Raw genomic sequence first — 11,322 nt, forward strand, 5'->3', positions numbered from 1 at the left:
ACCGATCGACAACAAAATCCTGCGCGCAGGAAGGAGAAACAAATCTTGGGCAAGAACACAAAATACTTGATTGGTGTACCGATCCTCGCCGCACTGGCGCTCGGCGGAACGTTCGTCTGGTACAGCAACGGTCAAAACAGAACCAGCACGGTGACCTCGGCCCAGGCACAAAAGCCGAAAGTGCTGCGGTGGGCGGCACTTCTCAACGCGCATTGGGACCCGATCGTCCAGGGAAGTGGCTACAACTTCAACCAGACTGCCATTGCCTATGCCTCGCTTACCGAAATCGACGAGAACGGCAAGGCTGCTCCAGGCCTGGCGCAAGGCTGGACCTACAATCAGGCTGGCGACAAGGTGACCTTCCATCTGCGGCCCGGCTTGAAGTTCCAGGACGGCGAGCCGTTGAACGCCGAGGCAGTGAAACTCTATCTCGAGCGCGCGAAAACCCAGAAAAATTCGGCGCTTGCCGGCGACCTCACGTCGATCGGCAGTGTGACCGCAGACAGTGATACCGACGTCACGCTGAACCTGACGCAGGTCGACCATCAGATACCCCTGCTGCTCGGTCGTCGCGTGGCCCAGATCACCAGCCCGAAAGCTGCTCAGGATGCGCAAAAGCTGGACCAATGGCCGGTGGGGGCGGGGCCCTTCAGGGTCGTCGAATACGTTCCTGAATCGCACATCTATTTCGAAAAATTCGATGGATACTGGGATGCGAAAAACATCCACATCGACCGTATCGAGCTATCCGCCGCGCCAGATGCCTCGCAATTGGTAGCGTCCATCCAGACGGGCGTCTACGATTTCGCCTATGGCCTCAACCCGTCGCAGATCGAAGTGGCGAAAAAGGCCGGTCTGGATGTTCTGTCCTACCCTGTCTATTCGGCCGCCAATATCAGCATCAATGTGCGCAAGCCTCCGTTCGACAACCCGAAGGTCGTCGACGCCATCCGATATGCGGTCAACCGGCAGGAGTTCGTCGACAAGGTTACGTTCGGGACCGGTGTCGCAACGACGCAGCCATTCCCGGCGGGATACGTCGCATATGACGCCCAGTCAGCCGATCTGTGGCCCTACAATCCTGAGAAGGCAAAGCAGCTGCTTGCCGAAGCCGGCTACAAGCCGGGCGACATCAAGGTCGATTTCGTCGTTCGTGACCCGTCGACCGCGAACGAGCTGATCCAGAGGCAATTGGCAGCCATCGGCATCAGCGCCAAGCTGCAGGTCGCCCCCGACTGGGCGACGCCGTTCTTCGGCAAGGACCTGGTTCTGTCTTCCTATTCGACGACTGGGCGCGAATCCCCCGTCCAGACGCTGACGGCGCATTTCGGACCGAAAGGCCCGCTCAATCTCGCAGGCCCGTATGTACCTGAAGGGTTCGATGCAGCCATCAAGGTCGCGCGCGAAACGCCTCTCGACTCTCCCGACTATGCGAAAAACCTTCAGGCAGCGACCCGCGTGGCGCTGCAGGGCAGGGCACTGGTTTTCACTTACGGAGCGCCGACGCTGTTCGTGAAGTCGCCAAAAATTTCGGCACTTCCGAAGATCCCGGGCCAGATCCATCTGACCGGCGTGACCATTGCGGAATGATAGCCACTGCGGGGGGGCGCTCGCCGCCTCCTGCGATCGTTATCACACCCACAGGAGTTTGAGGAATGGCTAGCATCCATACTGAACGCGAGACATTGGCCTATGGCGGCGCATCTGCCGGGCTGTCGAGCCGATGGGCCGTGGCGCGTTCAACACTTGCGCTCGCGTTCCGGTCGATCATCGTGTTCGTGACCGTCTTCTTCCTCGCAACGCTGCTCACCTTTGCCCTCCAGGGGTTGAGTGGTCTCAGCCCGGCACATCTTCAGCTGTCGGAATCGGCGACGCCGGAAGCGATTGCTGCGCTCGAACATGAATGGGGCCTCGACCTGCCTCTCTGGCAGCAATATCTCAACTGGTTCGGCGGGATCGTGCAGGGCGATCTCGGCCGCAGCTGGTATAATGGTGCAGACATCTCGCTGTTGCTGACGTCGCGCGCGGCAATCAGTCTTTCAATCGCCGGCCTGGCGCTTTTGATCGGGGTGACGCTCGGCGCCGTTCTGGGGATCACGGCCGCAAAGTTCCAGACAACCTGGATCGACCGCGCGATCACGACCTTCACAACCTTCGTTTCGGTCCTGCCGCCGTTTGTCGTCGGTATCGGCCTGGTCGCGATCTTTGCGGTCTGGTTCAACTGGTTCCCTTCGGCCGGTTATGTCCCACTGGACAGGGGCGGTTTGGGGCCATGGCTGAGCCATATCTGGTTGCCCTCGCTCGCGCTCAGCATGGAAGCGGTTGCCGATATCGCCCGGCAGCTTCGGGTGGGGCTTATCCAGGCCTCTCGCGAAAACTATGTGACGGGCGCTCTCGTGCGGGGGCTGAGCAGCGAACGGATTTTCTGGGGTCACGTGCTGCGCAACGGCAGTGGCCCCGCGCTGACCATGCTCGGCATGAAGTTTCCCAATCTGATCGGTGGCGCCGTCGTCACAGAAGCAGTGTTCGGCCTAGCGGGCTACGGCAGGTTCGCCGCTGATTCCGCCAGCCGCGGGGATGTACCGGCGGTTCAGGGGGTGCTCGTTCTGGCGATCGTCCTGGTCGTCGCTTTCAACCTTCTCGTCAATCTGCTTCTGGTGCGGCTTAGCCCGGCATCAGCCAGGGGGATTTGAGATGTTACGTGGTATCTGGCAACTGCGGGCCGGCAAGCTTTCCGTTCTTTTTCTGTCCGTGATCATTCTGTTAGCGATCTTCGGTCCCGCGTTGGCACCCTATGATCCTCTGGTCGGTACCGATCATGTGCTTGCCGACCCGAGCGCACAGCACTGGCTTGGGACGGATTATCTGGGCCGAGACGTCCTGAGCAGGATATTGGCCGGTTCGACGATCAGCGTGCTTGGCTCTGTTCAGGTCGCCGTGATCGCGCTTTTCGTCGGCGCTATCCCTGGTATTCTCTCCGTCTATCTGGGCAGGACGTTCGAGTGGCTGACACTTCGCCTCGTCGACACACTGATCGCGCTGCCCTTTCTGGTTTTCGCGGTTGCCGTGACAGCTTTGCTGGGGAACGGCATTCCACAGGCCATGCTGGTTGTCGGTGTCATGGTGTCGCCGGCCTTCTATAGGGTTGCCCGTGCCGCAGCCTTGACGATCTCCCGCTCGCAGTATGTCGAGGCGGCGATTCTGTCGGGGGCATCGATCGGCTGGATCGTCCGCAAGCACGTCTGGGCCAAAATTCTCCCGGCCATCGCGATCACGCTCGCAAATACGATGGGGACCGGCTTTGTCGTCGTCTCCAGCCTGACCTTTCTCGGTATCGGCGTCCAGCCGCCTGCACCGACCTGGGGCGGCGTGCTCGCCTCGGATCTGGGTTACCTGAACTTCCGGCCCTATGCGCCGCTCTTCACAACCGTACTGATCGTCCTAACCGTACTCGCCTTCAACCTGCTCGCGGATGTTATCCGGGACGTGTCCGGTGAATCCGGCCGGGCGCTCCTGATTCGCCGGGAGAAGAAGCGCGGTCGAACCGCGAGACAGACCTCCGCAACGATCCCGCCCACGCCGCATGGAGACCCGCAATGACAGCTGAAATCATTGATCGTTTGCAGATTACCGCCGCGATCGAACGAGAAGGCGAACCGGTTCTTCGCTTGGATGGGGTCAACATACGCAACCAGATCACCGGCAAAGATGTGGTGCGTGGCATTTCCTTCACCTTGAAGAAGGGTAAAGTCGTCGGGATCGTCGGGGAGTCCGGCAGCGGCAAAACATTGACGTGCCGCGCGGTGCTGGGAATTTTGCCTGAGCTTTTCTCGGTCTCTGGAGGGACGATCGACCTTCTTGGCCACGACGTCCTCTCCCTCGAGCCAAAACAATGGACGCAATTGCGCGGAACCTCGATTACCGCCGTTTTCCAGGATCCCGGCTCCTACCTCAATCCTTCGATGAAGGTCGGTGCCCAAATCGCCGAGGTCATTCGAACAAAGCGCGGCGTAACTCGGCAGGAAGCTAAACAGCGGACGCTTGAGCTTCTCGCGGATGTCCGCCTTAGGGATCCGGAACTAGTCTACGGTCAGTATCCGTTCGAGCTGTCGGGAGGCATGCTGCAACGAGTGCTGATCGCGGCCGCAATCTCTCTCGATCCCAAAATCCTGATCGCTGACGAGGTTACCACGGCGCTGGACGTCACAGTGCAGGCAGAGGTGCTCGATCTGCTGGCCGACCTGAAGGAACGCCATGGGTTGTCCCTCATCGTCGTCTCGCACGATCTCGCTGTCGTCGCGCAGATTTGTGACGAGGTGCTGGTCCTACGCGACGGCGAGGTCGTTGAGAGGGGAGCGACGGCAGAGGTCCTGCGCCGGCCGAAACACGGATATACCCGCCTGCTGATAGGCGAACATCATCTTTACGGTCTGGAGCGTTTCCTCGATGCAAAACCGACAACGCCGAAACCAAGACTGGTCGATAGCCGTCCCATCCTGATCCGCGCAGAAGGGGTCTGCGTGAGCTATGACTCCAGTACATCGCGGCGGCAGGCGCTCAAGGACGCGACATTCGTCTTACGCCAAGGCGAGTCCATCGGGGTGATCGGAGAGACGGGATCGGGCAAATCGACACTTGCCCGCGCGCTGATCGGGCTCGTCACGCCAAGTGCTGGGCAGATATCGATCGCGGGGGAGGATATCACCGGTTTCAGTGCCGCCAGATGGCGCGATTTCCGCAAGCGGGGCATTATCCAGTACGTGTTTCAGGACCCGCTCCGCAGCCTCGATCCTGAGGTAACCATTGCCGATACGCTTGCCGAGCCTTTATTGCTGCAAGGCATGTTATCGAAATCCGAGATCCGGGATCGCATTTATTTCCGATTGGATCAGGTCCGCCTCCAACGCAACCTGCTTAATCGCTTTCCGGGCGAACTCTCGGGTGGACAGCGCCAGCGTATCGCTGTCGCCCGCGCACTGGTGACCGAACCTAAGGTGTTGATCCTCGACGAGCCTGTCAGCGCGCTCGATTCTGCAAACCGGGTGCAAATCCTGGAAATTTTGAATTCACTTCGCGCTAATGGCACATCACTAATGTTCATCTCGCATGATCTTGGTTCAGTAGCGGGCGTGACTGAACGGGTCATGGTTCTTTATCGCGGATCGATCGTGGAGACCGCTGCGACGGACGATGTCGTCAACCGCCCCGGCCATCTCTACACTCGCCTTCTGGTCGGCTCTGCCCCCACGGTGACGTCGATCGGTTCGATCGATCGGCGTTCGCGTCAGGCACTGCGCGAACAGCTTGAGGCCGCATCCTAAAATTTTGCCAGCGACGCTTTTCCAGGGTTTCCGGTTAGGCACCAATCGAGCAGAGAAAGAGAGACAAACGAATGTCGAATGACCATTCTCACGATCACCACCACCACCATGATCATCACAAGGAAGGGGCAGAAGCTCCGCGTTGGAAGCATGATGGCATCAGAGTGATCGCCGGGGATCGTCTTGATTCCAACACGGCCCAGACGCCCGGCATGTTTCGCCAGGCGGCGATCAATCATGCACGGGTCGGTGCCCAGAAAATCTGGGCGGGAACCGTGGCGATCGAACCCGACGCTAAGACCGGTGTTCACCATCACGGTCCGTTGGAGAGCGTCATCTATGTCGTTCGCGGACGTGCCCGCCTGCGCTGGGGAGACCGGTTGGAGTTCGTGGCCGAGGCTGGCCCCGGCGATTTCATCTATGTGCCGCCCTACGTTCCGCATCAGGAGATCAATGCGGATCCGAACCAGGTGCTGGAATGCGTCCTCGTGAGATCCGACAATGAAGCGGTGGTGGTGAACATCACCGACGTCGATCCCGTCGAGGCGCCGGAGAATGTCTACTGGGTCGATCCGATCCACGCGGCTCCCGAAAAGTCGTGATCCTTTGGCCTCCGGGTGCCTGCAATGCGGGCATCCGAATTTGCCGAAGGGACGGGCGCATCGGTTTTTCACCGCCTGCACCTTCTCTCCAATATTGGGCTTCTACAAGGAAACAGTAATATGGCTGCGCATCGCTTTCGCCTCGGCTTCCTGTCTCATTTGGAAGCCCACACCGATCTGCCACACCTTTACCGCAACTTCATCGATCTGTTTCGCTACGCCGAAGAGCTGGGTTTCGATTCCGGATGGGTGGCACAGCATCATTTCGAGGACGGACGCAGCGGTCCAGGCGCCGGTGCATCCCCGCTGACCTTCCTGACGGCGGTCGCTGAAAATACGACGCGGCTTCGCCTCGGGACCGCAGTCGTCACCCTTCCGCTGGAATCGCCTATCCGGCTGGCGGAGGATGCAGCGACGCTCGACGTCATCAGCGGCGGCAGACTTGAACTGGGTATCAGTTCCGGTAATGGCGAGAAGCTCTTTCAAGCGTTCGGAGTGCCACTTGATGAAAAGCGGGAGCGCACCACCGAGGGCATCAACCTGCTTAATCGAGCATATGCCGGCAAACCTCTTTTCGACGGCGGACCTATCCTACAGCCACAATCCCCGGGGCTGAGAGACCGTATCTGGCAGGGAATTTTCAGCCCTGAAGGCGCGCGTTTTGCAGCCGCAGCCGGTTCGAACCTTCTTCTCAACCGGGCGGCCTACGGCTACAGCAAGCGCACGGATCTGGTCCAGCGGCCGTGGGCGGATGCCTATCTCAATGCGTGGGACGAAAACCCGGCCAATGCCGGCCGCCGCCCGCGGATCGGTCTTTCGCGGCTTATCTATCCGGCCAAGGACAAGGAGACGGCGAAGGCCCAACTGCGTGATGGGATTGAAAAGCTCGCGCAGAAAATGGTCGAAGGCGGTCGCTTTCCCGCTGGACTGTCTCTCGACGAATACCTCTCTCGTTTCCATGCCTTTTATGGCTCGCCGGACGACGTGATCGAGCAACTCTCCGACGAGCAATGCCTGCCGTTAGCAACGGACATCCTGTGTCAGGTAAACCCAGGCGTTCCCGATTTTGATCAGCTTGCCCGGACCCTGGAGCTGATAGCAACCCAAGTCGCTCCGGCATTCGGATGGAAGTCCAAGCCGAAAACCGTCCCTGAAGTACCTGTGAGCCTTCGCGGCAGGTCGGCCGCGTAACCTGCTATCGTCGCCGGCGTCTGCACGCCGATTTCCTTCAACATATCGATAGAAAGACTATCATGACTTTAAGGCTCGCCAGACCCATCGCAATTTTGCTCACCGTACTTTTTCCCGCGACCGCATCTGCGCACACAGGTGTTAGTGACGCGAGTGGCTTCCTTCATGGCTTTGCACACCCGATCTCAGGCCTTGACCATGTATTGGCGATGGTGATGGTCGGCGTTATCGCCTACCACCTCGGCCGACGGGCGCTCTGGGCCGTCCCCTTCGCCTTTGTATCGTTCATGATATTTGGGGGCTGGCTCGGAATGGTCCGCGCGCCTCTTCCTTGGGTTGAGACGGTGGTTGCGCTTTCCGTCGTCGTGCTCGGATCGATCGTTGCATTTCGCGCGCCGCTATCGAGCGTCGTGGCCGTAGCGACAGTCGGTCTGTTTGCGGTTTTTCATGGTTATGCTCATGGTCATGAAATGCCGGAGGATTCCGGCGGTTTTCTTTATGCGACTGGCTTCGCCATTGCGACAGCTTCGCTGCACATGATGGGGATCCTTGCGGGTGCCGCAATCGAACGACTTGGCGCTCAACACGCTGCCATTTTTTTCCGAACAGCGGGCGCTTTCGTAGCATTAATAGGCTTTGGTATGACCGCCGGCTTAATCTAAATCGTCGCGAGTTGATCCGGCCACTGTCGTTTTCATCAGACGCCTGCATCGACTTGATGGCTTGCTGATGTTGAGCTCCCGTTAATCGAAAAAAATCGAGCCCTGTCTCAATTCGAAGACTGGAGGCCGTGCGGAGACGACACGGCCTCCAGTCTACAGCGCTTCAAGGCAGGGTAGATTTCCTTGACGCGCTGTTCGCCGCTCCCCTGGAGGTTGAGATCCGGCAGAAGAGATCGCTTATGAGGTAAGGTGGACAACTCCTTCAAAACTCTTCGCGAGCATCGACAGTCCTAAGTAAACGAGTAGTAAGCCCGCTCCTCGGTTGGCCAGCGTGAGCATCCCGATGTTCAACCTTTTCTTCACTAGCGATATGCTGAGCGCGAGCATAACCCACCAGGTCAGCGAGCCTGCGAATACTCCAAGTGGCAAAAGGCCGCCCGGTGCCGCGATCTGGCTCGCGAATGCCGTTAGACTGGCGGCGCACAACGCTGGTGTTACGGGATTTAGAAATCCGAAGCAGATTGCTCCGCAATAGGCACGTCTGAAACTGAGGTTGACTTTGCTTTGCGGGATTAAAACAACGTCACGGCGCCACAACTGCGCAGCGAAGTATAGAAGGAGAAGGCCAGCTGCGAAGGTTAATAGGCTCTGGGTTTCCGGCCGGCTCATGATCGTTATGCCGCCGATGATCGCTATTGTACTGTAGGTGAGGTGTACGGTCGCGACGCCAAATCCCGTGGCGATCCCGGCGCGCACACCATCGACGAGCGTGCGCTCTACGCACATCATGCTTGTCGGCCCGAACGGTATTGCAATTGAAAGCCCGGCGCCAGCACCAGCCAGTAAGCATGCCATCTCGCTCATTGATTTCCCCAGCCCTATTCGGTGGAGTAAACCGCAAGCGGAGCGGGTTTATTCGCGGCGATCTGAAATTTTTCTAGCCACCGCCTGCAAGCCTTTTCCGATATAGGTCGGCGAAGGATGACAATTCACCGAGATTGAGATCGGAAACAGCCGAATATGTCAGGTTGCCGTCTGTCCAACTTGTGACATTGGTGCCGTTAATGACGGACTGGGCGGGAAGGGCCAGGTCAGTGAAAGTCGTGACGGTGACGCTTATTGTGTGCTGGCGGCGTTTGTAAATCATGACCGGGACCGGTTTGCGGTCAATGACATCGACGCGACCGCCAACAAGGGGAAAGCCTTGGGCAGAGAAGTCCGGTGTTGTTGGCGCAATGGTCGTCCTGCCATTGAACCATGGTTTGACGACATGACTTTCGGAAGACGCAATATCAAACGGCTGCGGAGCGATCAGCCCCCTCAGATGCGCAGTAAGGATCTCATTCTCAATTGTGGCTGCCCGTGTCTCTGTTTGCGCGAGATGAGTGAAATAGCCGCCAGCGAAGCCACCTCCAACCAAGCCGATCGCTAAGGCCGCAGCTATCGGCCCCCAATACGCGCGCCTCGGGTCTGCGGATTGCAAACTAATCTCAGGGTCAGGCTCATTGGAAACGTCGTCGTGGGTCAGATCTGTCGTGATTGAGGCGAGTATGCTTCCACGCAAGCGGCTTGAAGCCGGATCGCCGGGGAGAATCGCGGACAGCCCTGATGACAACTCACCAAGTTGGCGCGTGAAAGCTGCGAGTTCCGGATCTGCCTTAATTCTCCTTTCCATGGAGAGTGCCTCAATGGGTGAAAGTTCACCGTCGTGATAGGCATTTAGAAGCAACAGTGTCTCGTTATCGATCGTCATCGCTCCGCCTCCTTCAAACGCAAAAGGAGCGACTGCCTCGCCTTGGCAAGGCGCGACATTACAGTTCCAATCGGTATGTCACCGATTGCGGCGATCTCTCGATAGCTAAGTCCATGAAATTCCCGCAACACCAGGGTTTCTCTCAAATGAAGAGGTAAGGTTTCGACCGCGCCCAGTAGTGCGGTCGATCGCTGTTTGGCAAGAAGAAGATCTTCAGGCGTTGGAACGGCATTGGCCATCAAGCCGCCAGTCTCCATTTCCTGCTGCGCATCTGGCGAAAGGTCTTCAAGCGAGACGAACTTCGCGGGCCTGTGACGCTGCAGCCAGGAATATGCAACATTGCGAACTATGGTCAGAAACCAGGCGCGTGCATTTCCTTCCGCGAAAGTTTCTATTGCACGAAAGGCTTTTATGCAGGCTTCCTGCATGACATCTTCTGCGTCGGTGGCACTTCCCGTCAGCCATCGTGCGAGACGGTAGCCCTCGTCGATTCTCGGCAACACAATCTGCGCGAAACGCGCTTTGGCTAACGTCGTCATCGGTCTGCATAGTCGACAAACGAGAGCATCACGTAGGCCTTCTGGGCAAGACACGCTTAGGTCTTCAGGAGGCACCGAAGTCGCTAGAAAAGTCAACGTTAGATTCTGCAGTCCGATGCTGTCACAGTTTCCAGTAACAAACGATCGGTAGATGCGGGGCAGTTACCGGTCAGGACAATGTCGCAGCGCTTGTTGGGAATCGCCCGCGAATGACGCGCACCTCATGCGAGCCGTCGAATAACGCTGGTCGCCCATTCAGATCCCTTCAAGAGCGTGACAAGTGACCTGAGACCCAAGTTTCCTCCGGGCTTTCGGGGGGCTCTGGTTTTCGTGCTCTGATCCCAAAGGTTGGTTCGCCGGGAACTGGAGCTTTCCGCGGCAGTCAGAACGTGAAACAACATTGAGACGTCGATGAAAGAATAAGACTGGTGGGTGATGTAGGGCTCGAACCTACGACCCGCTGATTAAGAGTCAGCTGCTCTACCAACTGAGCTAATCACCCGCGTCACCATCTAAGTGGCGACAGATGGGCCCTATAGAATGGACTTAGGGGTTTGTCCAGACTGGATCGTGCGCTGCAGCATGCGGTGGGGGTAGCATCCATATGAATCTTCTGCTGAGTTTTTAAACTGTTGACCCGCGGCCTGCGCAATTGAGAGGGATCGCGTCGTCGCGAAGCCTCAGGCTAGTTTGCCTCTCCGAAGTCAGACCCTACCTCCAACTCCACACCCATATGGTAAAACTACACGCCGAGTGGAAAATCGACGCTTGATTGTCAAGCGACGTGCATGTAGACAGCGCGTCCCAACACTGAGGCACGAGCATTTGCGTCAGGAAAGTGCATTGGAATGTAGCTCAGTTGGTAGAGCAGGCGACTGTTAATCGCCCGGTCGCAGGTTCGAGCCCTGCCATTCCAGCCATCGCTTCGTCGACATTCATGCGAATTCAACGCGGCTTAGGGAAGGCTGAAAACGAGCTCCCTTTCATACAAGAGTTTCGACTGTATTCGCATAGACAAGGTGTCTGGAATGGCTCTTGCAAATGGCGGCAATTATCGCCCTCACACGGCGGGACGGACATTATCCTTTCAAATCAACCTCTTGCAAATTTATTCTCAACATTCGCACTTTTCCCATTGACGTTCCCGCAGCCTCGCCCTTATAACCCGCTCACTGACGAGGGCGGCGGCGCTGCTAGCGACGATGTCCTTCGTTCTAGAGAAATCTAGGAAAAATTGCTGAAAAGTTGGCTGAA

General features: G+C 57.9%; 10 protein-coding genes and 2 tRNA genes. 8 read left to right on the forward strand and 4 right to left on the reverse strand.

The window, feature by feature from the left end:
- The first annotated feature begins 45 nt into the window (after positions 1-45).
- The 7 genes from HNQ72_RS27700 to HNQ72_RS27730 all read left to right on the forward strand — a co-directional run bounded on the left by HNQ72_RS27700 (position 46) and on the right by HNQ72_RS27730 (position 7,776).
- Complete coding sequence (locus HNQ72_RS27700) at positions 46-1,590, forward strand: ABC transporter substrate-binding protein (RefSeq protein WP_210319738.1); 1,545 nt, start codon at positions 46-48, stop codon at positions 1,588-1,590.
- Between the two features lie 65 nt (positions 1,591-1,655).
- Complete coding sequence (locus tag HNQ72_RS27705; protein WP_183997445.1) at positions 1,656-2,693, forward strand: ABC transporter permease; 1,038 nt, start codon at positions 1,656-1,658, stop codon at positions 2,691-2,693.
- A 1-nt stretch (position 2,694) separates the two neighbouring features.
- A complete protein-coding gene (locus tag HNQ72_RS27710) occupies positions 2,695-3,600 on the forward strand; it encodes an ABC transporter permease (protein ID WP_183997447.1) in 906 nt (301 codons plus the stop codon).
- Positions 3,597-5,321: a dipeptide ABC transporter ATP-binding protein gene (locus HNQ72_RS27715; RefSeq protein WP_183997448.1), complete on the forward strand. Its 1,725-nt coding sequence runs from the start codon at positions 3,597-3,599 to the stop codon at positions 5,319-5,321. The genes HNQ72_RS27710 and HNQ72_RS27715 overlap by 4 nt, the downstream gene beginning before the upstream one ends.
- A gap of 71 nt (positions 5,322-5,392) precedes the next feature.
- The gene (locus HNQ72_RS27720) at positions 5,393-5,923 is read left to right on the forward strand and encodes a cupin domain-containing protein (RefSeq protein ID WP_183997451.1); all 531 of its coding nucleotides are present in this window, start codon (positions 5,393-5,395) and stop codon (positions 5,921-5,923) included.
- A gap of 120 nt (positions 5,924-6,043) precedes the next feature.
- Positions 6,044-7,114 carry an LLM class flavin-dependent oxidoreductase gene (locus tag HNQ72_RS27725; RefSeq protein WP_183997453.1) on the forward strand — a complete coding sequence of 357 codons (1,071 nt, stop codon included), beginning with the start codon at positions 6,044-6,046 and terminating at the stop codon, positions 7,112-7,114.
- A gap of 62 nt (positions 7,115-7,176) precedes the next feature.
- Entirely contained in the window at positions 7,177-7,776 is a 600-nt protein-coding gene (locus tag HNQ72_RS27730) for a HupE/UreJ family protein (RefSeq protein ID WP_183997455.1), read from the forward strand.
- A 237-nt stretch (positions 7,777-8,013) separates the two neighbouring features.
- Here the strand turns inward: HNQ72_RS27730 and HNQ72_RS27735 are convergent, their stop codons facing one another.
- The 4 genes from HNQ72_RS27735 to HNQ72_RS27750 all read right to left on the reverse strand — a co-directional run bounded on the left by HNQ72_RS27735 (position 8,014) and on the right by HNQ72_RS27750 (position 10,570).
- On the reverse strand, positions 8,014-8,640 hold the full coding sequence (locus HNQ72_RS27735; protein ID WP_183997456.1) for a LysE family translocator: 627 nt from the start codon (positions 8,638-8,640) through the stop codon (positions 8,014-8,016).
- 73 nt (positions 8,641-8,713) lie between these two features.
- Positions 8,714-9,529, reverse strand: coding sequence for an anti-sigma factor family protein (locus tag HNQ72_RS27740; RefSeq protein WP_183997458.1), 816 nt, complete (start codon positions 9,527-9,529; stop codon positions 8,714-8,716).
- Complete coding sequence (locus HNQ72_RS27745; RefSeq protein WP_183997460.1) at positions 9,526-10,068, reverse strand: sigma-70 family RNA polymerase sigma factor; 543 nt, start codon at positions 10,066-10,068, stop codon at positions 9,526-9,528. The genes HNQ72_RS27740 and HNQ72_RS27745 overlap by 4 nt, the downstream gene beginning before the upstream one ends.
- A gap of 426 nt (positions 10,069-10,494) precedes the next feature.
- Positions 10,495-10,570 (reverse strand) — tRNA-Lys (locus HNQ72_RS27750).
- A gap of 342 nt (positions 10,571-10,912) precedes the next feature.
- On the opposite strand from HNQ72_RS27750, the gene HNQ72_RS27755 reads away from it, so the two are divergent.
- Positions 10,913-10,988, forward strand: a tRNA-Asn gene (locus HNQ72_RS27755).
- Positions 10,989-11,322 lie beyond the last annotated feature (334 nt).

This window comes from Aliirhizobium wenxiniae, from assembly GCF_014201355.1.
GTDB classification, from domain to species: domain Bacteria; phylum Pseudomonadota; class Alphaproteobacteria; order Rhizobiales; family Rhizobiaceae; genus Neorhizobium; species Neorhizobium wenxiniae.